At 57.8% G+C, this 22,610-nt stretch carries 25 protein-coding genes; 10 read left to right on the top strand and 15 right to left on the bottom strand.

Annotation, left to right across the window (positions count from 1 at the left end; genetic code table 11):
- The first annotated feature begins 252 nt into the window (after positions 1-252).
- The 3 genes from ABIE59_RS07035 (at position 253) to ABIE59_RS07025 (ending at position 2,726) form a co-directional block, all read left to right on the top strand.
- A complete protein-coding gene (locus ABIE59_RS07035) occupies positions 253-999 on the top strand; it encodes an AzlC family ABC transporter permease (protein WP_061333081.1) in 747 nt (248 codons plus the stop codon).
- Positions 989-1,300 (top strand): AzlD family protein, encoded by a 312-nt coding sequence (locus ABIE59_RS07030; RefSeq protein WP_354445550.1) that lies wholly within the window; start codon positions 989-991, stop codon positions 1,298-1,300. The genes ABIE59_RS07035 and ABIE59_RS07030 overlap by 11 nt, the downstream gene beginning before the upstream one ends.
- 85 nt (positions 1,301-1,385) lie before the next feature.
- A complete protein-coding gene (locus ABIE59_RS07025) occupies positions 1,386-2,726 on the top strand; it encodes an SPM autocatalytic domain-containing protein (RefSeq protein WP_354445548.1) in 1,341 nt (446 codons plus the stop codon).
- A gap of 192 nt (positions 2,727-2,918) precedes the next feature.
- Here ABIE59_RS07025 and ABIE59_RS07020 read toward each other — a convergent pair whose 3' ends face one another.
- The 4 genes from ABIE59_RS07020 to ABIE59_RS07005 form a co-directional block, all read right to left on the bottom strand.
- Entirely contained in the window at positions 2,919-3,689 is a 771-nt protein-coding gene (locus ABIE59_RS07020; RefSeq protein WP_354445546.1) for a DUF3750 domain-containing protein, read from the bottom strand.
- Positions 3,690-3,783: 94 nt separating this feature from the next.
- Complete coding sequence (locus tag ABIE59_RS07015) at positions 3,784-4,452, bottom strand: hypothetical protein (protein ID WP_354445544.1); 669 nt, start codon at positions 4,450-4,452, stop codon at positions 3,784-3,786.
- Positions 4,453-4,500: 48 nt separating this feature from the next.
- Positions 4,501-5,667: a GNAT family N-acetyltransferase gene (locus ABIE59_RS07010; RefSeq protein WP_354445542.1), complete on the bottom strand. Its 1,167-nt coding sequence runs from the start codon at positions 5,665-5,667 to the stop codon at positions 4,501-4,503.
- Between the two features lie 59 nt (positions 5,668-5,726).
- Positions 5,727-6,104, bottom strand: coding sequence for a hypothetical protein (locus tag ABIE59_RS07005; protein ID WP_354445540.1), 378 nt, complete (start codon positions 6,102-6,104; stop codon positions 5,727-5,729).
- 182 nt (positions 6,105-6,286) lie between these two features.
- On the opposite strand from ABIE59_RS07005, the gene ABIE59_RS07000 reads away from it, so the two are divergent.
- Both ABIE59_RS07000 and ABIE59_RS06995 read left to right on the top strand, forming a co-directional pair.
- Complete coding sequence (locus ABIE59_RS07000) at positions 6,287-6,976, top strand: response regulator transcription factor (RefSeq protein ID WP_354445538.1); 690 nt, start codon at positions 6,287-6,289, stop codon at positions 6,974-6,976.
- Positions 6,973-8,289: a sensor histidine kinase gene (locus ABIE59_RS06995; RefSeq protein ID WP_354445536.1), complete on the top strand. Its 1,317-nt coding sequence runs from the start codon at positions 6,973-6,975 to the stop codon at positions 8,287-8,289. Before ABIE59_RS07000 ends, ABIE59_RS06995 begins: the two co-directional genes overlap by 4 nt.
- Here ABIE59_RS06995 and ABIE59_RS06990 read toward each other — a convergent pair.
- On the bottom strand, positions 8,266-8,484 hold the full coding sequence (locus tag ABIE59_RS06990; RefSeq protein ID WP_354445534.1) for a hypothetical protein: 219 nt from the start codon (positions 8,482-8,484) through the stop codon (positions 8,266-8,268). The genes ABIE59_RS06995 and ABIE59_RS06990 overlap by 24 nt on opposite strands.
- Positions 8,485-8,494: 10 nt before the next feature.
- On the opposite strand from ABIE59_RS06990, the gene ABIE59_RS06985 reads away from it, so the two are divergent.
- The 4 genes from ABIE59_RS06985 to ABIE59_RS06970 all read left to right on the top strand — a co-directional run bounded on the left by ABIE59_RS06985 (position 8,495) and on the right by ABIE59_RS06970 (position 11,373).
- Positions 8,495-9,100 (top strand): YigZ family protein, encoded by a 606-nt coding sequence (locus ABIE59_RS06985; RefSeq protein WP_342630895.1) that lies wholly within the window; start codon positions 8,495-8,497, stop codon positions 9,098-9,100.
- A 74-nt stretch (positions 9,101-9,174) separates the two neighbouring features.
- Entirely contained in the window at positions 9,175-9,702 is a 528-nt protein-coding gene (locus ABIE59_RS06980; RefSeq protein ID WP_354445531.1) for a DUF4136 domain-containing protein, read from the top strand.
- Between the two features lie 21 nt (positions 9,703-9,723).
- Positions 9,724-10,083 carry a translation initiation factor Sui1 gene (locus ABIE59_RS06975; protein WP_061333092.1) on the top strand — a complete coding sequence of 120 codons (360 nt, stop codon included), beginning with the start codon at positions 9,724-9,726 and terminating at the stop codon, positions 10,081-10,083.
- Between the two features lie 36 nt (positions 10,084-10,119).
- Positions 10,120-11,373, top strand: coding sequence for a D-amino acid dehydrogenase (locus ABIE59_RS06970; RefSeq protein ID WP_354445529.1), 1,254 nt, complete (start codon positions 10,120-10,122; stop codon positions 11,371-11,373).
- Between the two features lie 65 nt (positions 11,374-11,438).
- Here ABIE59_RS06970 and ABIE59_RS06965 read toward each other — a convergent pair whose 3' ends face one another.
- Genes ABIE59_RS06965 through ABIE59_RS06930 form a run of 8 tightly spaced genes read right to left on the bottom strand, consistent with a single transcriptional unit; the run spans position 11,439 to position 18,916 of the window.
- Positions 11,439-13,085, bottom strand: a complete 1,647-nt coding sequence (locus tag ABIE59_RS06965) for a fatty acid--CoA ligase (RefSeq protein WP_354445527.1) — start codon at positions 13,083-13,085, stop codon at positions 11,439-11,441.
- Between the two features lie 46 nt (positions 13,086-13,131).
- Complete coding sequence (mnhG, locus tag ABIE59_RS06960) at positions 13,132-13,551, bottom strand: monovalent cation/H(+) antiporter subunit G (protein ID WP_072676620.1); 420 nt, start codon at positions 13,549-13,551, stop codon at positions 13,132-13,134.
- The gene (locus tag ABIE59_RS06955) at positions 13,544-13,816 is read right to left on the bottom strand and encodes an MrpF/PhaF family protein (protein ID WP_058092151.1); all 273 of its coding nucleotides are present in this window, start codon (positions 13,814-13,816) and stop codon (positions 13,544-13,546) included. Before ABIE59_RS06955 ends, mnhG begins: the two co-directional genes overlap by 8 nt.
- Before the next feature lie 11 nt (positions 13,817-13,827).
- The gene (locus ABIE59_RS06950; protein ID WP_061333096.1) at positions 13,828-14,301 is read right to left on the bottom strand and encodes a Na+/H+ antiporter subunit E; all 474 of its coding nucleotides are present in this window, start codon (positions 14,299-14,301) and stop codon (positions 13,828-13,830) included.
- Positions 14,298-15,812: a Na+/H+ antiporter subunit D gene (locus tag ABIE59_RS06945; protein WP_354445524.1), complete on the bottom strand. Its 1,515-nt coding sequence runs from the start codon at positions 15,810-15,812 to the stop codon at positions 14,298-14,300. Before ABIE59_RS06945 ends, ABIE59_RS06950 begins: the two co-directional genes overlap by 4 nt.
- The gene (locus tag ABIE59_RS06940; RefSeq protein WP_058092148.1) at positions 15,809-16,156 is read right to left on the bottom strand and encodes a Na+/H+ antiporter subunit C; all 348 of its coding nucleotides are present in this window, start codon (positions 16,154-16,156) and stop codon (positions 15,809-15,811) included. The genes ABIE59_RS06945 and ABIE59_RS06940 overlap by 4 nt, the downstream gene beginning before the upstream one ends.
- Before the next feature lie 34 nt (positions 16,157-16,190).
- Complete coding sequence (locus tag ABIE59_RS06935) at positions 16,191-16,616, bottom strand: Na+/H+ antiporter subunit B (protein WP_058092147.1); 426 nt, start codon at positions 16,614-16,616, stop codon at positions 16,191-16,193.
- Positions 16,613-18,916, bottom strand: coding sequence for a putative monovalent cation/H+ antiporter subunit A (locus ABIE59_RS06930; RefSeq protein WP_354445521.1), 2,304 nt, complete (start codon positions 18,914-18,916; stop codon positions 16,613-16,615). The genes ABIE59_RS06935 and ABIE59_RS06930 overlap by 4 nt, the downstream gene beginning before the upstream one ends.
- A gap of 269 nt (positions 18,917-19,185) precedes the next feature.
- Between ABIE59_RS06930 and ABIE59_RS06925 the strand changes: the two genes are divergently transcribed.
- Positions 19,186-21,240, top strand: a complete 2,055-nt coding sequence (locus ABIE59_RS06925) for an FAD-dependent oxidoreductase (RefSeq protein ID WP_354445519.1) — start codon at positions 19,186-19,188, stop codon at positions 21,238-21,240.
- 68 nt (positions 21,241-21,308) lie between these two features.
- Here ABIE59_RS06925 and ABIE59_RS06920 read toward each other — a convergent pair whose 3' ends face one another.
- Entirely contained in the window at positions 21,309-21,473 is a 165-nt protein-coding gene (locus ABIE59_RS06920) for a hypothetical protein (protein WP_354445517.1), read from the bottom strand.
- 141 nt (positions 21,474-21,614) lie between these two features.
- On the bottom strand, positions 21,615-22,607 hold the full coding sequence (locus ABIE59_RS06915) for a GlxA family transcriptional regulator (RefSeq protein ID WP_354445515.1): 993 nt from the start codon (positions 22,605-22,607) through the stop codon (positions 21,615-21,617).
- Positions 22,608-22,610 lie beyond the last annotated feature (3 nt).

Raw genomic sequence — 22,610 nt, 5'->3', positions numbered from 1 at the left:
TTTGTAATCCCGGCTTTTGGCCGGATGTTCGATTTCATCAGTCCTGCCCGGTGGATTGGCCGGGTTGCCCTTTTGGGGCTGGACGAAAAACAAACTAGAATAAGTTTACGTTCACGTCAACAAGGGCGAGGCGACCGAGTTCGCAAAAGTGTGATTTGTTCATATAACTGATTGAGCAAAATAGGAAAAATAATTCCGGGCTAGCGGTTATTACCTATTCGCGTTTTGGCGGTTCCGGCTTAGTTTCTCGTAATGTCTGCCAGTTTATATCCTTACCAATTTCAGCCGCACAGGGTGCGAGCTGAGTTTTTTCGTTTACTTCCCATCTCATTGTTCGTGGTGGCGTTTGGTGCTGCCTTTGGCCTGGCGGCCATCCAGAAGGGCTTGTCGCCGCTTGAATCCATCCTGATGAGCACCACCGTGTTCGCCGGTGCGTCCCAGTTCGCCGCGGTGGACATGTGGGGCACCGAAGTCTCGGTGCTGCCAATGATTGCCGTGGTGTTTGCCATCAACTCCCGGCACCTGCTGATGGGCGCTTCTTTGTACCCCATGCTCAAAGACGTCTCGCCGGGCAAGCGCTACGGACTATTGCTGTTGCTGACAGACGCCAACTGGGCGGTCTCGGCGCAGGAGTATCAGAGTGGCCGGCGCAATCTTGAGGTGATCCTGGGGGGCGGGCTGGTGCTTTGGCTGGCCTGGATGATCGGTACCGGGTTGGGTGTGTACTTCGGTGGCCTGCTGCAGAACCCCAGAGCCCTGGGCCTGGATATGGTACTGGGTTGCTTTCTGTTGGCCATGGCCCTCGGTGGCAAGAAATCGCCCCGCATTCTCGTGGCCTGGCTGGTGGCCGGTGCTGCTTCGCTGGCGGCGTGGAAATGGCTGCCGCCCAATATGCACGTTGTGGTGGGTGCACTGGCCGGTGGTGTGATCGGACTGTTCTGGCTGGAACCCGGAGCCCAGAGCCGGGAAGATAACCTTGAGGTCCGGCATGGCGATTGAAACCACAACCCTGGGTGTTCTGGCGTTGATCGCCATCATGGCACTGGTGACCCTGGTAACCCGCTTCGGCGGGGTGTTCATCATGTCGTTCCTGCGCATCAGCCCGCGGGTTGAGAGTTTCATCAACACCATGGCCAGTTCGGTGCTGATCGCTATCATCGTTCCCATGGCGGTGGCTGGCGATCTGGGCGCCCTGGCTGCGCTGATGACCACCGGCGTTGCCATGCTGGCCATCCGCAAACCCCTGCCGGCCATTACTCTGGGCCTCCTGGCTGCCGCGTTGGTGCGGTATCTCAACTAAGTCTCTGATTCTGGCTGGTTAAAAACTGCTCAAGTTTTCCGGTGATGTGCCGATACCCTGACAGGTCAGTTGAGGTACGAACACCATGATTTCATCCAGTCAGATTTCCCTGTTTCAGAACAGCACCCGCCAGGTGCAGGCTATGGACAGTAGCCAGTTGCGCATTACCCAGCAGAACGCGGGTTTGCCCCAACAGGGATTGCAGGCCGGCGCCACTGAGTTGTCTTTGTTCCGACAGGCGGCCTACCGTTATAGCAGCCAGGAACAGCTGGCGTTCAGCAGTGCCAGCCAGGTGAGTGGGGATAATCGCACGGCCTCGTTTACCAGTGCCGAGCTGATCGAAAAATCCGCCGACCTGTTCCTGCTCGGCCAGCAGGCATTGACCGTCAGCCGGGCGGCTCTGGGCGGAGAGGCCGTGGGGGAATCCCAGGGCAGCCTGTCGGTGACGGCCGGCCGCTATATGTTCTACTCGGAAAGCGAGAGTCGTAGCTTTGCATCCACCGGCAGCATCACCCTGCAAAACGGCGAAACCATTGACTTTACCCTATCACTTCGACAATCACAGTCACGCACCTACGAATACTCCGAACTGATCCAGATTCAGGAACGCCCGCTGACTGACCCGCTGGTGATCAACTTCGGCGCTTCCACCGCGCGGTTGACCGACACGTTGTTCGAATTTGACATGAACGGCGACGGCCAGACCAGCCAGTTTGCCAGCCTGGGTGGTGGCAGCGGTTACCTGGTGTTTGACCGCAATGGCAACGGCAAGGTAGACGACGGCTCCGAGCTGTTTGGTCCCCAAACCGGTTCCGGTTTCAGCGAACTCGCCAAGTATGACGACGACGGCAACCGCTGGATTGACGCCAACGACGAGGTGTTCAAGTCCCTGTCTGTATGGGTGCAAACCGCCGACGGCGGCGGTGCCTTGCGGTCACTGGAGGAAGTTGGCGTTCAGGCTCTCTACGTTGGCAGCGTAGAGGATCAGTTTACCTTGACCAACCCTCAGGGCATTCCCCTGGGCCAGATCAAAGCTTCCGGCATTTACCTGACCACAGATGGTGAGGTGCGCACCTTGGAAGAGCTGGACCTGGCAGAGCAGAACACTGAGTCCGCGCCGGCGGAGAGCACCTTCCTTGGTGTGCGCGGTGGTAATGAAGCCGCCAATGGCAACGGAAACGGGAACTCTAACGGTAATGGTCCGGTAAATGCCCGCATTGAAGCCATCCAGAACGCTCTGGAAAAGCTAAACGAAATTCGCAAGAAGCAGCAGGACTTTATCGAGGCTTCCAAGGATCAGGGCAAAAAGAAATCACCGCTGGATGACTATCTGAAGTTGATCGACCGGCTACGCCTGGAATTGTTGAATTCTCAGGACGAGAAAAAACAGGCGGCCAGTCGGTATTTGGAGTTTGCCAGGCTCTGACTTTGAGCTTGGGAGTTAGAGCTGGTCGGGTGGACCTTCCCAAAAAACGCTGTGAATACGTCCGTGTACGCTTGGCTCCGCCATCCCTGGCTCCGCACATTTTTGGGAAGGTCCACCCGACCAGCTCTTTCAAACTTCGGCGTGGTCTGCTTTAGTCGGGGAGGCTTACCCGCTCCCCGGCCGTCTCCCAAACTAAGGCGTAGCCTCCGGCATAGGATTGGTATTACGCAGAGCCAGCTCACCAATCCCAGGTAATTTGATGCCGAGCGCCAAGGGATTAACACCCAGCGACAATCCCAGAATGTTCAGCTCCACGCCTTCCCGGACGCCCGCCAGAACACCAACATAGCCTCCCAGCGAAAGCTGGTAACCGGCACCACCGGGTGTTGTTGCCCCCACACGGCTGCCCAGATAGTCCTTGCCGATGGCGTGATTGGGTAACGCCACGTTCAACCCCGGTGTTTCCCGGATAACCCAGGCCACGAAGGTGTTGCTGTTGGGGCCGGGCCAGGCCTCGTATTCGTTAATGTACGGGTATGACTGCACCGCCTCGTAGATGTCGGGAATCAGAGCCTTGGCCTCATCGCCCCGAATATCTGCATACAACTCTGGCCGGGCGCCGAACCAGTGGCGATCTGGATCGTCCGGGCGGGAGCTGACTACGTGCTGGCGCCAGCCAATGACCTCATGCACCTTGTAGTGATCGGCGCCTTCCTCTTTGGTGGCCACCCAGGTGTGTACCGCGAAATAGCCGCGCCAGCTCCAGGCCCGGGCGCCGTATACCTGAACGATGGCTTCGTGATTGTCTACCGCCGCTGGTGCTATACCAGCGCTGTCACGGCTGGCGGTTTGCCAGGCATTTCGTTCTGGCTGGGTGCCGGTGGCTGCCAGCAGCAGGGGGCCGGAGAACAGCAGCAACAGGGCGCCCAGAAACCAGCCAGAGTACTTCAATAGTCGTGTCATTGGCGTGTCCGTCTTGGGGAGGTTTCACAGACTTTACCCGGGCAAATAAGTTCCGGATCACCCTTGGTCAAAGCAATATAACCCGGGTCGCACTCTATGAGTTACGGATACTTCTTTCGCGGATGGTTGATGCGAGCTGGTTGATCAGGTCCCGGGCATCGCCTTCGTGCAGGCTGTGGCATTTGTCCTGCAACACCCGTCGGTCATGGCTGGACGAGGTGTTGGAGACATCTTTCAGCAGGTCAAGATGCTGGCAGGCTGCCAGGTGTGCCTTGATTTCGGTATCAATCAGTCGGGTGGCGAGCCCGTCGACCACGTCGCTGCAGAATGGGCGATTTCTGTTCAGAAGATTCCGGGCTTCGAGGGCCGCATGGCGGGCTTCCAGCCTCAATTCCCCCGATGCCTCACCGGCTTCAACGGCCCTGAGGAACATGCCCAGGCGCTCGTACAGGTGCCACACCTGTGGCCAGAGTTTGTCATAGGCTTCTTTTTCAGTGTGGTACCGGGCTTCGTCAAACAAAGAGGACATGTGTGGTGATGAACCGGACTCGCCCGTGCGGTTGAACTGCGCTACCCGAAACTCGTCGACCTCCCGCCAGAGGGTGTCGGCCCGCTCACGCAGGGTTGTTAACTCCTCCCGGTGCCGACGCCGGGCGCTGGCGGTGAACAGGATGGTGCCCAACGCAAGCAGTATGGCTGCAGCCGAGAGCAGTAACGGCAGATGATCTGATGAGAGAAAAGTGCCCAGTTGGCCCATGTCCATGGCGTTCGACCTCCGTCGAATTCCCGTACTGAGGTTACAGTATAGAGGCTAATCCTGGTCCTGCTGTCGGAATGGCAGGGCGGATTGAGCGTCGTTAAAGTAACTTATCACATGCTCTGCTTCTTCATGTGTGAAGCTTTGGATAGCCTCCCGAAACCCCGGGTGCAGGATGCCGTGCCAGGAGTGGGTGATGGTAGGTTCAAAGCCTCGCACCAGCTTGTGTTCCCCCTGGGCCCCTGCGTCAAAGTGCTTTAGTCCCAGGCTCAGGGCAAGTTCAATACCCTGGTAGTAACAGGTTTCAAAGTGCAGGTGGTTGTACTCTTCCAGGCATCCCCAGTAGCGGCCATAGAGGGTCGTGTCGCTGGCCAGAAACAGGGCGCCGGCAATCAGTTGGCCGTCACGAACCGCCATGATCAGGTGTAGGTGCTCTGGCATGGTCTCCCGCAATTGCTCGAAGAACGCTTTGTTCAGGTAGGGAGGGCGGCCACGCTTGAGGTAGGTGGCCTGATAGAACACGTAAAAGGCAGACAGTACCTGGTCTGAGATATCCCTCCCGTGAAAACGTTGAAAACGGATGCCTTGCTCGGCCACCTGACGGCGCTCTTTGCGGATGGACTTGCGTTTGCGGGAGGTGAGTGCTGCCAGGAAACCCTCAAAGCCCCGATAGCCATGGTCGTGCCAGTGAAACTGGCAACCGATTCGGTGCAGTTCGTCCTCATGCTGAAGTAGCGCCTGGTCGGCGGTGTTCGGAAATAGCAGGTGCCAGGAGTGGGCCCCAAGTTGTTCGGTCAGGTTGGTTAACAGGGTGTCTAGTAAATCCGGTGTCAGTTGGGCACGTAGTTCGTCGCTTAACAACAGTCTGGGGCCCTGGGAAGGAGTGAAGGGCACGGCTATCAGCAACTTCGGGTAATAGGGCAGACTGTAGCGCTGATAGGCTTCCGCCCAGCTAAAGTCGAACACATACTCGCCCATGGAGTGGCTTTTCAGGTAGGCAGGGGCGAGGCCGCAGATCCTGCCGTTAGCCCGGAATACCAGATGACTGGGTGTCCAGCCGGTTTCGGTGCAGGTGCAGCCCGAGAGCTCCAGTGCCTGATAGAATTCATGGCGCAGGAACGGGTTATTGCACCCGGCCAGCCGTTGCCAGTCCCGCTCCGGGATATCGGCAATGCTGGCGCAGGTGCTTAGTGTGATTTCAGGAACAGCGGGTTCGGTCATGGGGTCGGATCAAGCTTGTTTAGGTGACCCTATACCATACGACAGAACCCCGCTGGTGATCACTCCTGGGTGTCGGCGCAGTGCTTTTCCATTTTTTCCTGCCAGCTACCTCGGCGGTTTTGATACTTTTCCTGGCGTTCCTGATGGATTTCGCTCCAGATCTGGCGCTGTTCTTCGTTCAGTTTCAGGCGATCGGCCATTTCTGCACGGTGTTCTTGCATCTTTTGCTGGCGCTTTTCCCGCTTCTCCTGGTACTTCTCCCGCATTTCTTCGCTGAACGGGCCTTTGCCCTCGCGGAAGTTTTCACACATTTCCTGTTTGTCCCACTGTCCGGACTTGTGCTTTTTGCCGTGATGGTCGGCCATGGCAACCGGGCTGGCGGCAAACATTGCAGCCATCAGTACGCCGGCGGTGAGCAGGGATGTTCTTGCTTTCATGGTGATTACCTCGTGGGTTCGGTTTTGCCTGTCAGGCGGTCTCGGATGACTGCCATGGTAAGCCTAGCCCGTGTCAGGTGGTGTCAGGTCGTTGTAAAGGTTCGGTAAAGAAAAAACGTGGTAGATCAGAACCCTCTGGCGGCCGTGCTAGACTGTGGCCGGACAACAGAAGAGAGAACAGCATGCAGAACCGGGTATTGTTGATCGAAGACGATGACGAGCTGAGAGAACTGCTGGCCAGATACCTGACCAATCAGGGGTTCACTGTACGGGAAGCGGCCAATGGCCGGGATGGCCTGGCGCTGGCCCTGGGGCAGGATTGCGATATTGTGGTTCTGGATATCATGTTGCCAGACATCAATGGCCTGGATGTACTGCGCGAGCTGCGTGGGCAAACCCACCTGCCGGTGATTCTGCTGACCGCCCGGGGCGACGAGACCGACCGTATTGTCGGTTTTGAGGTGGGCGCCGATGATTACATCCCGAAACCCTGCAACCCCCGCGAACTGGTTGCCCGTTTGCAGGCGCTGTTGCGCCGGATCGCCTGGGACCAGAAATCCGATGTGGACGCCACCCGCACCTACGGGGACCTGCGGGTTGAGCCCGGCCAACGGCGAATATATCAGGATGATGCGCCCCTGGAACTGACAGCGACCGAATACGAAGTGCTTCAGGTGTTGCTGGCCCACGCCGGCAGTGTGGTGCGTAAAACCGACCTGATGCAGTGGGCGCTTGGCCGCAGGCTGGAAGCCTACGATCGTACTTTGGATATGCACATCAGCAACCTGCGCAAGAAGCTCGGCAATGATGATCCTCCTCGAATCGAAACCGTACGAGGCCTGGGTTACAGCTACCGGGTGCCTGCTGTATGAAGCGTTTTATGTTCCCCTTGTTCTGGCGTATTTTCCTGTCAATCTGGCTCGCCATGGCGGTTACCGTGGTGGCCAGCAATCTCGCAACCCGGTATCTGCTGGACCGGGAACGCCAGGCCATTGAGCGCCAGGTAGGATTGCATGAGCTGGCCCGGGAAGCCCTGGCCCTGCGCTTGGGAGAAGATCGCGGGGCGATGTGGCGTTTTCTGAGAGCCGAAGGCGAGCGCCTTGACCTGCACCTGATGCTGATCGAAAAAGAAGAGGGGCATCACCGATTGCCACCCCAGATTCGGGAACGCATCCAGTCGGGCTGGTATCCCAACAAGCCTGCGGTAATCACTTTGGAAGAAGGCTATCAACTGGTCGCCTGGCCGCGGATGGGCAGTGATGGCTGGCTAGACCCTAAATTCTTCCGGTTTGTCGAGCTTGGTCTGGCCTTTGTGCTGATCTCTCTGGCTTGCTGGTGGATTGCCCGATTTGTTTCCAGGCCTCTGCGCCACATGGAGTCGACGGCAAAGGCAATCGCGGATGGCGACACCCAGTTGCGGGTTCCGAACAGGATTGCCCGCCGCAGGGACGAAGTCGGTCAGCTGGCCAGTGCGTTTAACGCCATGACCGATCGGCTGTGTCAGTTACTGGAACGCCAGAATCACCTGTTGCGTGATATTTCCCATGACCTGAGAACGCCGCTGGCCCGACAGCGGGTTGCCATTGAGCTTGCCAGTGACGGCGGCGCTGATCCCGCACTCATGGACAGCATCCTGCGCCAGAACGAGCGGCTGGAAACCATGACCGGGCAGATTCTGACGCTTTACCGGGTGTCCGAGAACGGTGGTTCGATGGAGCGTGAGCCGGTGAAACCCCTTTCGCTGATGAACCGGGTATTGCGGGATGCGGCCGATTACGCGGAACACCGGGGGGTGGACTGTAAACTGATCGCGGCCGATGACGCCAGGGCGGTGTCAGTGCTTGGCGATTCGGGGTTGTTGCAGCGAGCCTTGGATAACGTATTGCAGAATGCGCTGGACCACACGCCACCGGGAAAATCCGTGCACGCATCATTGGCTTTGGTGGATGGCAGCATCCAGCTGGAGATTGCGGATGATGGTCCCGGCGCACCAGACGAGCTGTTACAGCAGTTGTTCGAGCCGTTTTTCCGGGCTGACAAGTCCCGGGGCGGTAAAGGCTGGGGCCTGGGGCTGGCAATTGCCCGGGACATTGTTAACGCTCACGATGGCACGATCTCGGCCCGCAACCGTCCGGAGGGCGGTTTGCAGGTAACCATCCGGCTACCGGTTTTTATCGGTGGTTGAGTGCTTTTTTTCAGGTTTTGGCTTGTCGGCGATTTCCAGTTCAGCGTCGTCTTCGGGTTTAAGGCGTTCAGCGGCTGAGAAGTCGATGCCTTCTTGCAGCTCGTCCTCATCAAAGCGAATGCCGCAGGCCGCTTTGCGTATTTTTGCCGGGGCAGCGGTGCCAGGACTGTTTTGATCGTTATCTTCGGAGGTCATAGGTTGCTCCATGAGTAAAGATTACCCTGTACCCTCAGGATACCTTGAGCGAGAAACGGAAGTGAAGAAGAGCCGCTTCATCGCCCGGGTGTATCCGGTAAGCTCCCGTGATGAGGTCAGGGAACATGTTGCTCGTGCCCATCAGGACTACCCGGATGCCCGCCATGTGTGCTGGGCTTACCAGATTGGCCGGCCCGGTTCGGCGGCAGAAGCCGCCATGAATGATGATGGCGAACCCTCCGGTACGGCCGGCAAGCCCATACTGAACGTGATCCAGCACAAGGACATGGGGGACGTACTGGTGATCGTTGTCCGCTACTTCGGGGGCATCAAGCTGGGTGCGGGCGGTCTGGTTCGCGCCTACGCCGGCGCGGCGGAGAGTGTGTTGTCGGAGGTGGGGCGGACCATACAGCAGTCCCGGGTGCAGGCAGAGGTGGTTCTGGGTTTTGCCGACGAACAGCCACTTAGGCACTGGTGCGAAGGCCATGAAGGCCACATTGAGTCGATTCGGTACAGTGACCGGGTCAATGCGTTGGTGTCGGTCCCTGAAATCCGGGCGGGTGAGCTTGCAGCGTTCTGTGATGCGCAGAAGATGGATTACCGTTTGGAAACCTGAACCCGGTGGCAAACTGAAAGTGCCCGGTGGGGCGTATACTGTGAATTATGGGTATTTAACGCAGGAGAAAAACCATGCGAGTTCTTATCATAGCGGTGATGGCTGCGTTTATGGCCGGCTGCGCCAGCAACGTGGTTACCGACTACAACTCGGCGACCGTGTTCGGAAACTTCACCAGTTGGGCATACGCACCGGGACAACAGGATTCCGGCTTCACGTCGCTGGATGACAGTCGGGTTCGTGCCGCGATAGAGCGCGAAATGACCCGCAAGGCAATGAAGCGGGTTCCTGATACGGAGGCTGATCTGCTGGTTACCTGGCAGATCGTTCCGGAAGAGCGCCTGGAGCAAGTGGGTGTAGGGCTCGGCTTCGGTTTTGGTCGAGGCAACTTTGGCTGGGGCGTATCGGCTCCGCCACCGGTTCGGGAAATCACCGAGGGCAAGCTGGTTGTCGAACTGGCTGATAGACGTTCCTCAGAGGTGGTCTGGCGTGCTGCGAGCCGCCGTTACCTGAACGAGAACCAGTCACCGGAAACCCGGCGCAAGTTGATTGACGAGGTTGTCTCGGAAATGTTTTCCAAATACCCTCCCGGCCTGAACTGATCAACAGGCAGAGGCTGGTGTATGGGAATGAAAAAGCGGGAAGGCGGCCTGGTTTTCTCCACAGAGCAGGGGCGTATGTGCCCGGAGTGTCGGAACCCTGTCGCGGATTGCACCTGCGGGCAGCCGGAACGGCCGTCGGGTGACGGAGTTGTTCGGGTCAGCCGGGAAACCAAAGGGCGAAAAGGTAAGGGAGTCACTCTGATTACCGGTATCCCGATGGATGACAAAGACCTGAAGGCCTACGCCAAAGTGCTAAAAGCCAAATGCGGCACAGGTGGTACAGTGAAGGACGGTGTGGTGGAAATTCAGGGAGATCAACGGGATATTCTCGTGCCCTTGCTTCAGCAGAAAGGATGGACGGTAAAAAAATCCGGAGGCTGAGATTTCACTACAGACAACGATTCAGAGGAGGCGCGCATGCATGTACTGGTTCTAGGGGCCGGTGTCGTAGGAGTTACCTCGGCCTGGTATCTGCACCAGCAGGGCCATCAGGTAACGGTAGTCGACCGTCAGAGCCAGTCAGGCCTGGAAACCAGTTATGCCAATGGTGGCCAGATTTCTGTCTCTCATGCCGAGCCCTGGGCCAATCCCTCGGCGCCTGTCAAGGTGCTGAAGTGGCTGTTTCAGCCGGATGCGCCTCTGTTGTTCCGCCCCCGACTGGACCCTTACCAATGGCGCTGGGCCTTGTCTTTCCTGACCCAGTGCACGTCGGCCAAGGCGGCCCATAACATTCGCCAGATGGTAAATCTGGGTACCTACAGCCGGAATTGCCTGCAGGCCCTGCGCAGAGATGTGGGTATCGAATACGACCACCTCGAGAAAGGTATCCTTCATTTTTACACCAACCCTGCAGAATTTGATGCGGCCATGGAGCCAGCCCGGATCATGCGTGAGCTTGGCTGTGACCGACAGGTGATCGATGCGGAGCAGGCGGTGCAGATTGAACCAGCATTACAGCCAGTACGCCATCGAATTGCCGGAGCCACATACACTGCCGATGATGAAAGTGGTGATGCCCGGGCCTTCACCCAGGCGTTGGCAAAGCGTTGTGAGGAGGCCGGCGTAACGTTTGTGTACGGGACCGAGGTGTTGGATTTTGATCGCGCCGGTGACCGTATTCTGGGCGTGCAGGTTCTCAACGAAGGCAAGCATCAGATACTGCGCGCGGACAGCTATGTGCTGAGTCTCGGCAGCTTCAGTGCCATCCTGGCCCGCAAACTGGGGCTATTCCTGAACATTTACCCCGCCAAGGGCTACTCAATCACCGTGCCGGTCAAGAACCCGGACGCGGCGTTCAATGTCAGTTTGACCGATGACGAGTACAAACTGGTCTATTCGCGACTGGGGGACAGGATACGGGTGGCTGGTACGGCTGAACTCAATGGCTATACCCGGGATCTGAACTACACTCGGTGCCGGGCTATCGTGCGAAGATCAGCGGAACTGATGCCGGACGCGGCATACTGGGATAAATCCGAGTTCTGGACTGGCCTGCGGCCAGCAACGCCTTCGAACGTGCCCTATATCGGGAAAAGCCATTTCGCCAATCTGTACCTGAACACCGGTCATGGCACCCTGGGCTGGACTCACTCCTGTGGTTCCGCAGCGGCATTGGCAGACATTATGGCAGGGCGTAAACCCGAGGTTGACTTCACGTTCTCCGGGCTCTGATTTCCGGGCACAGAAAAAAACCGGCGACTGCATGGCAGTGGCCGGTTTTTTTAGATCGGAGGTGGTCAGTCCTTGAGCTGGTCTCGAATCAACTTCTTGTTGATTTTGCCAACACTGGTCTTGGGGATATCCTCCACGAAATCAATTTGCTCCGGGATTGCCCATTTGTTGATCTCGCCGCTCTCCACGAACTGTTTCAGGTGGCTCTGGATGTCCTCGACGCCGGCCTGCTCACCGGGTTTGAGTGTCACCAGGGCATGCGGCCGTTCGCCCCATTTCTCGTCCGGCACACCCACCACGGCGGCACCGGCAACGGCCGGATGCTGGCTGATCAGGTTTTCCAGGTCCAGGGAGGACAGCCACTCGCCACCGGTCTTGATCACATCCTTGATGCGGTCTTTGATGGTCAGTGTGTTATCCGGCTCCATGGACGCCACGTCGCCAGTGTGCAGCCAGCCACCTTGCCACAGCTCTTCGCCCTTCTCGGGCTCCTTGAAGTAGCTCTGGGTGAGCCAGGGCGCACGGGTAACCACTTCGCCCTTGGCTTCGCCGTCGTGGGGCACCGGGTTGCCATCCGGATCGACAATTTCCAGCTCGACCATGGGCACGGCGATACCGGTTTTCACCCGGATGGCGGTTTGCTGTTCCAGCGGCAGGTCCAGGTCTTCCGGCTTCAGGTGCGTGGTGCTCAGCAGCGGGCAGGTTTCCGACATGCCGTAACCGGTGTACATGTGAATGCCGAGCCTCGCCGCCGCGTCGCACAGGCCCTTGGTCAGTGCGCTGCCGCCGATGAGGACATGCCAGTTGCTGAGGTCGGCAGTTTTGATGGACTCGGTGGCCATCATCATCTGCATGACGGTTGGCACGCAGTGCGACATGGTTACCCGGTGAGTCTTGATCAGGTCGACCAGCAGCTCCGGCTCGTAGCGGCCCGGATAAACCTGTTTGACCCCCAGCATGGTGGCAGCATAGGGCACACCCCAGGCGTGAACGTGGAACATGGGGGTAACCGGCATATACACGGAAGACGAGCGCAGCAGGGGCATTTCATCGTAGGCGGAAATGCTGCCGGTCATGGCCAGGGTGTGGAGTACCAGCTGGCGGTGGCTGAAGTAAACGCCTTTGGGATTACCGGTGGTGCCGGTGGTGTAGAAGGTAGTGGCTACGCTGTTTTCGTCAAAGTCCGGGAAGTCGAACTGGTTGTCGGCCTTTGCCAGCAGCTCTTCGTATTCGCCCAGCGTGTCGATAGAGGTGGCCTTGGCGCTGGCTTCGTCGGTGACCTGGATCCAGGTTTTGACGGTTTTGATTTCGTCTTTCACGCCTTCGATGATCGGCATGAAGTCGTCATGTACCAGCACCACATCGTCTTCCGCGTGGTTCATGGTGTAAACAATCTGTTCCGGTGACAGGCGCACATTAACCGTGTGCAGAATGGCACCGATCATCGGAATCGCGAAGAAACATTCCAGGTACCGTGGGGTATCCCAGTCCATGACGGCAACGGTGTCGCCGGGCTTTACGCCCGCGTCTGTCAGGGCGTTGGCGAGTTTGTGGATGCGCTCTACCAGGTCGGTATAGGTGTACTTGCTGCGGTTGGCGTAAACGATTTCCTGGTCCGGGTTATAGCGGGGGCCAGACAGCAGAAGCCGTTTGATCAGAAGGGGGTACTGATAAGCGTTGTCGGCCGCGGGGAGAATGCGGGTTTGTGCCATGGTCTACACCTCTTCGACGTCTTGTTGGATGGTTGTTCTTGTTTGTTCAGTCTTCGTCATCCTCGCTGCGCTTTTCGTGCTTGGGCGGGATCACGCTTTCCGGAGCGGGTTCAAAGCCGCTGTACAGCTTGTGGGTTTTGTCGTCGTAGTTATCTTTGAGTTCATCCTTCACGGTGCCTTCCCAAAGTGGTGTGCCCAGGAAGTAGCCTGCCCGGCCAATCACATGGGCGGCAATCGGCGCGGTGATCAGGATAAAAATCACAATCGCGAACGCCCGTGTAAACACCACCACATCCGCGAAATACACCGCCACACCGGCCATGGTCATCATGGCACCCATGGCACCGGCCTTTGTCGACGCGTGCATTCGGGTGGGCAGGTCCGGAAGCCGGAGGATGCCCACAGAAGCCAGAATCATGAAGCTGGCACCCGTCAGGAGCAATATGGCAACTATCAGTTCACTCACTTTTGGGTCCTCCTCGCTCCAGGAACCGGGCAAAACCAACGGCCGTCAGGAACGCTGTCAGGGCAATAACAATGGCAACATCCAGAAGGCTGGGCACGCCGGTATCGATGGCGTGCACCCCTACGTAACCGACCACGATAGAGGCGATCAGTTCCAGAGAAACCACCCTGTCGGGCAATGATGGCCCTTTAATCAACCGGATAAACCCGAACAGAAGGGCCACCGACAGCATGAAATAGACAATATTGATAACAACATCCAGCACGTTTGGGCTCCTCAGCGCATGATCTTGAGAATCCGGAACTCAAGTTCCTTGAGATCCTTGCGCAACTGCTCCTCGTCCTGCAGGAACATGGCGTGAATATAGAGCACTCGCCGATCATCGGAGACGTCCAGGCTCAGGGTGCCGGGGGTCAGCGAGATAAAACTGCTCAGGAACATGATTTCCGCGTCGGTGTGTGCTTCCATCTCAAAGGCAATAACGCCGGGCTTCATGTACCAGACGGGGGTGGCTACGTCGTACGCCACCCGGAAGTTGGCCTTGACCAGCTCCTTGATGAAAAACAGGGAAAAGGAAATCAGTCTCGGTAGTCGCCGGGAATAACCCTTCAGCGCGGGAACATGCTTCTGCAGCACCATCAACGCCAGGTAACCGAAGAACAGGCCCGCAAACAGATTCCAGGCGGTGAACGAACCGCTCAGGGCTACCCAGGCCAGTGCCAGGCAAACGTTCCAGAAAAATCCGATCATGGCTGATCACCTCCCAACACCGCTTCGATGTAGAGCTGCGGGTTCATCAGCTGCTCGGCAGACATCTCTGCCAGCTCATAGATTGGCTGGCCATACAGGCCGATAATCAGGGTGCAGATGGCCAGGCCAACCATTGGCAGATAGTAGGCCCAGGCGTGTTTTTCGTTCAGCTTGCCCTTGAGCTCTTCGGTATTCCTGACGTGGTCTGGTACCTTCTTCCAGAACACCTCCGCCCAGATCTTGATCATTGAGTAGAGCGTCAACAGGCCAACCAGCAGGGCCACAAAGGTGACCAGGTAGGCTTCTGCCTCCAGTGCGGCGCGAATCACCACAAACTTGGCAAAGAAACCTGACAGCGGTGGAATGCCCGCCAGAGAGAGGGCCGGGATCAGGAACAGCACCGCTAGCAGCGGGCGGTACTTGTAAACACCGCCCAGGTCTTTCAGTTCATAGCTACCCAGCAGGCGATAGGTAAAGCCGCTGACCAGGAACAGGTTCGTCTTCACGATGATGTGGTGCATGATGTAGAACACACCGCCGATGATGGCCAGCGGGGTGAACAAGGCCAGGCCAAGCATCATGTAGCCAATCTGGCTGACGATGTGGAACGACAGGATGCGTCGGAATTCGAACTGTGCTGCCGCGCCCAGAACACCGGTCAGCATGGTCAGGGTGGCGGCCCAAAGCAGGATGTTGTGGGTGTAATCGACGTCCTGGGTGAAAACCAGAGTGAACATCCTGAACAGGGCATACACGCCCACCTTGGTGAGCAGGCCGGCAAACAGCGCTGAAACCGCTACCTGGGGTGTGTGGTAAGACGCTGGCAGCCAGAAAAACAGCGGGAACGCCGCCGCTTTTACGCCAAACGACACCATGAACATCATGGCAACCACCGTTAGCATGCCGGTGTCTTCCACCTGGCTGACCTTCTGGGCGATATCCGCCATGTTCAGGGTGCCGACCATGCCGTAGAGCAGGCCTACCGCAGACAGGAAAATCGCAGACGAGAACAGGTTGAGGGTGACGTACTTGATGGCCCCTTCCATTTGCGCTCGCTCACCGCCAAGGGTCAGCAGGGCGAAGGAGGCCAGCAGCATCACCTCAAACCAGACAAACAGGTTAAAGATGTCGCCGGTCAGGAAAGAGCCAGCCACGCCGGCCAGCAACAGGTGCATCAGCGGGTAGTAGCCGAACTTTTCATGGCCCCTGGGCGTTGACGCCAGCGAGTAGATGGCGATGGCCAAACCGATAATCCCGGTCAGTACGATCATGATGGCCGCCAGAACATCGGCCACAAACACAATACTGAACGGTGCCGGCCAACTGCCCATTTCCATGGTCACAAAGCCCTGGTCGGTGGTGGACATCAGTAGCCAGATGCCACTCCACAGCAACAGGATATTGGCCAGCACACCCAGAATGCGCTGATAGCGAATCGACCGCCACAGTGCCAGCGACAGGGCGCCAGCCGTCAGGGGAATAAATACAGGAAGAATGATTTCCGGGCTCAAGTGTCCGTATCCTTCATCTGGTCCAGGTCATCGGTTCCAACCACTTCGTAAGCTCGGCGGATAAGAACCACGGCGAAGGCCAACACACCAAAGGCAATCACGATTGCAGTCAGGATCAGGGCCTGGGGCAACGGGTCTGCAATCATGCCTGCCGGGGCACTGGCACCTTCCGCAATCAGAGGCGGCGCGCCACGGGTCATGCCGGAAACAACAAAGATCAGCAGGTTGGCGGCATTACTGAGTATCATCAAGCCGATGACCAGCTTGACGATGGACCGCCTGAGCATCATGTAAAAGGCCGCGGTGAACATGATGCCCACCACGTACGCCATCAGGCTCTCCATAGAGATCCTCCGGTATTCTGCTCTTGGGAAAAGGTCATTCTTCGGACTCCATCAGGCCAACCACAAAGGTCATGATGGTGCCAAGAACGGCAAGATAGACGCCGATATCAAAAATCAGCGGCGTGGACAGCTTCAGGTAGGCATCGCCGGGCAACGGTACTTCCCACCAGTGGGCTGTCAGCATGGGTTGGCCAGAGAAAAACGCCGGCAGTGTGGATGCCAGTCCCATCAGTAGGCCTGCTGCCAGCAGATCGCGGGGGCCAACCCGCAGAATCCGGCGAGTGGCCTCGGCGCCAAAGGCAAAGGCGTAGAGCACGAAAGCACCAGAGGCAACCAGCCCGCCGATGAAACCGCCACCGGGTTCATCATGGCCCCGGAATAGCAGGAAAATCGAGAACATCAGCTGCAGCGGCATGATCAGCAAGGCCGCGGTATGCAGAATCATGGTGTTGGATTTCATGGCTTGTGCTGATCCTCCGCTTTCAGTTTCAGCATGGAGAACACGCCCAGGGCCGCCAGTGCCAGTACGAAGATTTCGCCCAGGGTATCCAGGGCCCGGAAGTCCACCAGAATCACGTTCACGATGTTCCGGCCGTAGGCCAGCGTGGCACTGTTTTCAACATAATAGGATGAGATGGACTCGAAGTACTGAATGTCCAGTACCGCCAGAATCATCAGGGTCATGACAACGCCGCCGAAGACCGCCACGGCCAGATCCCGATAACGCTGGAAAGGCGAAGACAGGTTGACGAATTCTGGTAGCTTGAACAGCACCAGAACCAGCAGGATAACGGTCAGGGTTTCCACCAATAGCTGGGTGATCCCGAGGTCTGGTGCGCTGAACAGGATAAACGTGAGTGCTACACCGAAGCCCAGAACCCCCATCGAAGCCACGGAACCGAGGCGGGAGTGGGTGCCGCTGGCAAACACGGCAGAGGCCACCAGGAGCAGGGCTATACCCCATTCATAGAAATGGCTGTCCGCCAGATTCAGGGCGAAGTGCAGCCCGTAGTGATCCAGCATCGTATAGCCCGCCAGACCAAAGGTGACAGCAACCATCACCAGCATGTAGATGCCTAGTACGCCGTTTTGCAGCATTCGCGTCTGCCAGCTGGCCACCACGGTAATCCACTCCATGAACTTGAAGTAACCTGCCTCCGGGCCAACACGACCACCTGCGTAATTGATGGCATACAGCGTTGGCTGAATGCGCGGCCAGGCCTTGAACAGCAGCAGACCAACGATCAGGCTGGCTGCGGAGAGCATCAGCGGTGCGTTGATGCCGTGCCAGAGCGCCAGATAGAAATCCACCGGGCTGCCGTAAACCGAAGCGACCGCCGCGGTTAGCAGCGCATTCTCCGGAATAAACGGCAACAAGCCGAAAACCAGGGCGATGATGGTCAGCACCGCCGGGCCGATAAGCATGCCAAACGGCGCCTCGTGAGGGGTTTTCGGCGTTTCACCCTGGGCACCAAAGAAGGGTTTGATGGCAACGAGCCCGGCCACACCAACAATCAGCATGGCGGACGCAACCGTAATAAACAGCAACACACCGCTCCAAACCGGTGCGTCAATCAGGGCTTCCAGCATCAGTTCTTTGGCAATAAACCCGAACAGCGGGGGTAAGCCTGCGAGGGACAGCGCAGCAAATGCGGCAATGGTTGCGGTGGCGGGCATGGACTTGCGCAGGCCGCCCATCAGCGTGATGTCTTTGGTGCCGGTTTCATGATCGAGGGCACCGGCGAGCATGAACAATGCGCCTTTGTAGAGCGAGTGGGCCACCAGGAAACAGATAAAGGCAGTCATCGCCAGCTCGGTGCCCACACCGATCAGCATGGTCAAAGTGCCAAGTGCCATTACGGTTGAATAGGCCAGAATCTTTTTGATGCCAGTGCTACCGAAGGCCAGCCAGGCACCGGTAAACATGGTGGCAGCGCCGAAGCCCATCAGCATCAGGCTCCATAGCTCACCTTCACCCAGGGAGGGATTCAGGCGTGCCATCAAATAAACGCCGGCCTTGACCATGGTGGCGGAGTGCAGGAAAGCGGAGACCGGAGTCGGCGCCGCCATGGCATTTGGCAGCCAGAAATGGAAGGGCACCTGCGCCGATTTGGTAAAGGTGCCCGCGAGTATGCACAGCACGGCACCCGTGTAGAAAACATGCTGATGCAGCGGCTCACTGGATGCCAGGATTTCCGCGAGGGAATAGCTGCCAGTCATTATGGCCAGCATGATCAGTCCGGCCATCAGCGCCAGGCCGCCGGCCACGGTCACAAACAGACCCTGCAATGCACACTTTCGGGCATCCAGATCTTCGTGGTTGAAGCCAATCAGCATGTAAGAGGTGATGCTGGTCAGCTCCCAGAACACAAACAAGGTAATCAGGTTATCCGAGAGCACCAGCCCGAGCATCGATGCCATGAACGACAGCATGATCACATAGAAGCGGGCCAGATACTTGTGGCCGGCAAGGTAAGAACCGGCATAGATCAGGATAAAGGTACCGATACCGCTGATCAGTAAGGCAAACGTCAGCGAGAGACCATCAACAAGAAAGTTCAGGGAGATATCGAGGCCTGGCAGCCACTGATACTCCAGCAGCACCGGTCCATCCTGAACCTGAGAAAGAAAGGTGCTGAAGTAGACCGCAAGGCTTGCCGGCAAAAGTGCCAGCACCCACCCAATGTATTTGCCCGCAACCCGGTGTAGGAAAGGGGCGGCAATTGCCAGCAAAAAGCCGGATAACACAGCTAACAGCATGTGCGTCAAAGCTCCATTTGGGCACCGCGGCGATATGCCGACACCGGGGTGCAGGATATTCATTGATAGGGAATATCTATGGTTTAGCCCTTTATAGGTGCCAGAAAGACTATCTGACAGATTGATCAAAGGCAAGGTAAACCGTGCTCCGCAACCGGTGCCGTCTGACGGTAAATAAAGCAGAAGGTTCCCGCCGGGTAATACCTTGGTCGTAGAGGGTGTGCTAATCTCAGTCAGCGTTCATTCATCACACTCTGGCGACCTGTATCATGACTGCGAATTACCCTAACTTGCTGAAACCGCTCGACCTTGGCTTCACCGAGCTGAAAAATCGTGTGCTCATGGGTTCCATGCACACCGGGTTGGAAGACCGTTTCTGGAATATTCACAAGTTTGCCCGGTATTTTGCAGAACGCGCCGAGGGTGGCGTTGGCCTTATGGTAACGGGAGGCTTTTCGCCCAACCTGGTTGGCCAACTTGCGCCTTTGTCGTCAACCATGAATAACCGTGCAACAGCCTTGTTGCATCGTCATGTGACCGGAGCAGTGCATGAAGCGGGCGGGAAGATTTGCCTCCAGTTACTGCACGCTGGCCGGTATGGTTATCAGCCGCTGATTGTGTCCGCCTCGGCAACCAAGGCGCCGATCAGCCCGTTCAAGGCCCGTGCCCTGTCGACCAAAGGCGTTGAGCGGCAGATCAACGATTTCGTCAGCGCGGCGAAGCTGGCCAAGTTCGCTGGCTATGACGGCGTTGAAGTGATGGGCTCCGAAGGCTACTTCATCAACCAGTTTCTGTGTGAGCGGACCAACAAACGAACGGACAAGTGGGGCGGGCCCTACGAGAACCGTATGCGCTTGCCGGTGGAAATCGTGCGTCGTATGCGTGAGGCTGTGGGGCCGGAGTTCATCATCATCTACCGGCTGTCCATGCTGGATCTGGTGGAAGGCGGCCAGACCTGGGATCAGATAGTGACGCTTGGCAAAGCCATCGAACAGGCCGGTGCCACCATCATCAATACCGGCATCGGCTGGCACGAGGCCCGGGTTCCCACCATCGTGACTTCGGTGCCCCGCGGTGGCTTTGCCGATGTTACCGCCAAGTTCTACGGCGAGGTGGACATTCCGGTGTGCACCACCAACCGCATCAACACGCCCGAGAAAGGCGAAGAGATCCTTGCTGCCGGCAAGGCGGACATGGTGTCCATGGCTCGCCCGTTGCTGGCCGACAGCGAATTTGTACGCAAGGCAGAGCAGGGGCGTAGCGATGAAATCAACACCTGTATCGCCTGCAACCAGGCCTGCCTGGACCATGTGTTCCAGGCCAAGCGTGCATCTTGCCTGGTGAACCCACGGGCCTGTTACGAAACCGAACTGGTGCTTACCGTTGCCCCGGTGGTGCGGCGGGTGGCCGTGGTCGGTGCCGGGCCGGCGGGCCTGGCGGCGGCAACCACCGCTGCCAAGCGTGGCCACAAGGTGACTCTGTTTGAAGCCGACGACAAGATTGGTGGTCAGTTCAACTACGCCAAGCGCATACCGGGTAAGGAAGAGTTTTACGAGACCCTGCGTTATTTCCAGCGCCAGATCCAGTTGCTGGAGATTGATCTTAAACTTGAAACCCGCGTGGAGGCCTCAGACCTTATTGAGCAAGGCTTTGACGATGTCATCGTCGCCACCGGCGTGAAACCCCGGACACCAAAGATCGACGGCATTGACCATCCGAAAGTGCTGGGTTATCTCGACGTGCTGCGCCACAACAAGCCGGTGGGCAAGAGTGTTGCGGTGATCGGCGCCGGGGGTATCGGTTTTGATGTCAGCGAGTTCCTGACCCACGACTTCGGCAAACAACCCGAAGGCGAGCAGGTGAGTGTGGCCGACTGGCAGGCCGAATGGGGTGTGAACCCCGCGTTTGAGGGCCCGGGCGGCCTGGCGGAGCGGGAGCCAACGGCGTCACCCCGCAAGATCTACCTGATGCAACGCAAAACCGGAAAAGTGGGCGGCGGCCTTGGCAAAACCTCAGGTTGGGTGCACCGGAGCAGCCTCAAACACCGGGATGTTGAAATGCTCAGAGGGTGCCGTTACGACCGGATTGATGACCAGGGCTTGCATATCACCCTGACAGACAAGGATGGCAAAGCCGGAGAGACCAAAGTGCTGCCGGTGGATAATGTGATTATCTGTGCGGGCCAGGAGTCCTATCGTGAGTTGTTTGATCAGCTTACGCAGGGGGGAGTCAAAGCGCACCTGATCGGCGGCGCCGATCTGGCGGAAGAGCTGGATGCCAAGCGCGCCATCCGGCAGGGTACCGAGGTGGCTGCCGCTATTTGACAAAGCTGACAGAAAACGTCAGCAGATGACGTGAAAGGGCGTTCGGTGGTTGTCTCGCCGAGAGATGACTACCGAACGGACTTCAATGCGTTGGAAATGGCTTCCGCTTCGGCTTGAAGCACCTGACAGCGCAGGCTGTTACCTTGCTGCAGGGCGTGCTCTACCTGCCTGCACTTCATGTCGTAGAGACGGCTGAGAATATCGGCTTGGCTTTGCTTCAGTGATGTGTTCATGTGAACGACCTCCCCGCAGGGGTTGGCTATGTCAGATTTATTTACGTAAAACGGCAAAAAACCGCCTACTCGCTTATTCTGATGCATAACCCGGGCCAGTCGAATACTACCAAAGACGCAATCTGCCTCTGAATGCTTCGACTAACGGCTGAACTTTGCTCGATAGGCCCCCGGAGCCAACCCTGTATGCTTGCGAAACAGCCGGCTGAATGAACTCACATCCTCATACCCCACCGCCCGGGTGATCGCTTCCAGTCCCAGCCGCGAAGACTCCAACTGCCGCCGTGCCTCCTCCACCCGCAACAACTGCAAATAGGTTGAGGGAGAATCCCCTGTCGCCTGCTGAAAGCGCCGTAACAGCGACCGCTCCGACATGCCTTCGGCATCGGCCATAGCCGCCAAAGACACCGGCTCCCGAAAATGCGCCTCCAGCCAATCCTGCACCCGAAGCACTGCCAAATCAGAATGATAACGCTTGGCTTGTAACACACTGTAAGGTGCCTGACTGGTGCGCCCGGCATCGATCACAAATGCCTTCGCCAACTCCCGCGCCACCTGCGCCCCCGCCAGGCGCTCCACCAGATATACCCCCAAATCCCACCAGGCCATACCGCCCCCGGCACAGGCCACCGGCCCGTCCACCGTCACCAGCTTCTCCGGATGGAGCTTCACCTCCGGAAACCGCCGCCGGAACTGATCCCCGAACCCCCAATGGGTCGTCGCCTCCCGACCATCCAGCAAGCCCGCGGCCGCCAACAAAAACGCCCCGGTACAATTACTCGCCACCCGAACCTCACCCTCCGGCACCGCCCGAAACTGCGTTAGCCAGTTAATCAGCGCCTGATTGCCGGCCAGAATTTCATCAATTGGTGCACCGATGGTCGGAATGATCAGCAAATCATCAAATCCAAGCCCGTCTACCTCCTGCCACGACCCATCTGCCAGCAACGTCACCCCATTAATACACCGACAGGGCTCCCCGCCCTCGGTCAAAAGCCGCGTTTTGAACAACGCCGCCGGCTGCTCCCCATGAATCCGCGCCCAGGTAACCCCCGCAAGACGGAACAAGTCGATGATCCCGGTGATGGCGCTGGCGAGCGCCCCGTTAAAGCCGATGATAGTGACGGTTTTCAAGGA

Origin of the sequence: Marinobacter sp. MBR-99 (assembly GCF_040547575.1) — a bacterium.
In the GTDB taxonomy this organism is placed as follows: Bacteria; Pseudomonadota; Gammaproteobacteria; order Pseudomonadales; family Oleiphilaceae; genus Marinobacter.
This window is presented reverse-complemented; position numbering and strand designations above follow the sequence as displayed.

What these genes read in the sequence shown, in the direction of transcription:
- ABIE59_RS07035 (WP_061333081.1), top strand. Translation starts at nt 253, where the DNA reads ATGTCTGCCAGTTTATATCCTTACCAATTTCAGCCGCACAGGGTGCGA.
- ABIE59_RS07030 (WP_354445550.1), top strand. Translation starts at nt 989, where the DNA reads ATGGCGATTGAAACCACAACCCTGGGTGTTCTGGCGTTGATCGCCATC.
- ABIE59_RS07025 (WP_354445548.1), top strand. Translation starts at nt 1,386, where the DNA reads ATGATTTCATCCAGTCAGATTTCCCTGTTTCAGAACAGCACCCGCCAG.
- ABIE59_RS07020 (WP_354445546.1), bottom strand. Translation starts at nt 3,689, where the DNA reads ATGACACGACTATTGAAGTACTCTGGCTGGTTTCTGGGCGCCCTGTTG.
- ABIE59_RS07015 (WP_354445544.1), bottom strand. Translation starts at nt 4,452, where the DNA reads ATGGACATGGGCCAACTGGGCACTTTTCTCTCATCAGATCATCTGCCG.
- ABIE59_RS07010 (WP_354445542.1), bottom strand. Translation starts at nt 5,667, where the DNA reads ATGACCGAACCCGCTGTTCCTGAAATCACACTAAGCACCTGCGCCAGC.
- ABIE59_RS07005 (WP_354445540.1), bottom strand. Translation starts at nt 6,104, where the DNA reads ATGAAAGCAAGAACATCCCTGCTCACCGCCGGCGTACTGATGGCTGCA.
- ABIE59_RS07000 (WP_354445538.1), top strand. Translation starts at nt 6,287, where the DNA reads ATGCAGAACCGGGTATTGTTGATCGAAGACGATGACGAGCTGAGAGAA.
- ABIE59_RS06995 (WP_354445536.1), top strand. Translation starts at nt 6,973, where the DNA reads ATGAAGCGTTTTATGTTCCCCTTGTTCTGGCGTATTTTCCTGTCAATC.
- ABIE59_RS06990 (WP_354445534.1), bottom strand. Translation starts at nt 8,484, where the DNA reads ATGACCTCCGAAGATAACGATCAAAACAGTCCTGGCACCGCTGCCCCG.
- ABIE59_RS06985 (WP_342630895.1), top strand. Translation starts at nt 8,495, where the DNA reads ATGAGTAAAGATTACCCTGTACCCTCAGGATACCTTGAGCGAGAAACG.
- ABIE59_RS06980 (WP_354445531.1), top strand. Translation starts at nt 9,175, where the DNA reads ATGCGAGTTCTTATCATAGCGGTGATGGCTGCGTTTATGGCCGGCTGC.
- ABIE59_RS06975 (WP_061333092.1), top strand. Translation starts at nt 9,724, where the DNA reads ATGGGAATGAAAAAGCGGGAAGGCGGCCTGGTTTTCTCCACAGAGCAG.
- ABIE59_RS06970 (WP_354445529.1), top strand. Translation starts at nt 10,120, where the DNA reads ATGCATGTACTGGTTCTAGGGGCCGGTGTCGTAGGAGTTACCTCGGCC.
- ABIE59_RS06965 (WP_354445527.1), bottom strand. Translation starts at nt 13,085, where the DNA reads ATGGCACAAACCCGCATTCTCCCCGCGGCCGACAACGCTTATCAGTAC.
- ABIE59_RS06950 (WP_061333096.1), bottom strand. Translation starts at nt 14,301, where the DNA reads ATGATCGGATTTTTCTGGAACGTTTGCCTGGCACTGGCCTGGGTAGCC.
- ABIE59_RS06940 (WP_058092148.1), bottom strand. Translation starts at nt 16,156, where the DNA reads ATGGAGAGCCTGATGGCGTACGTGGTGGGCATCATGTTCACCGCGGCC.
- ABIE59_RS06935 (WP_058092147.1), bottom strand. Translation starts at nt 16,616, where the DNA reads ATGAAATCCAACACCATGATTCTGCATACCGCGGCCTTGCTGATCATG.
- ABIE59_RS06930 (WP_354445521.1), bottom strand. Translation starts at nt 18,916, where the DNA reads ATGCTGTTAGCTGTGTTATCCGGCTTTTTGCTGGCAATTGCCGCCCCT.
- ABIE59_RS06925 (WP_354445519.1), top strand. Translation starts at nt 19,186, where the DNA reads ATGACTGCGAATTACCCTAACTTGCTGAAACCGCTCGACCTTGGCTTC.
- ABIE59_RS06920 (WP_354445517.1), bottom strand. Translation starts at nt 21,473, where the DNA reads ATGAACACATCACTGAAGCAAAGCCAAGCCGATATTCTCAGCCGTCTC.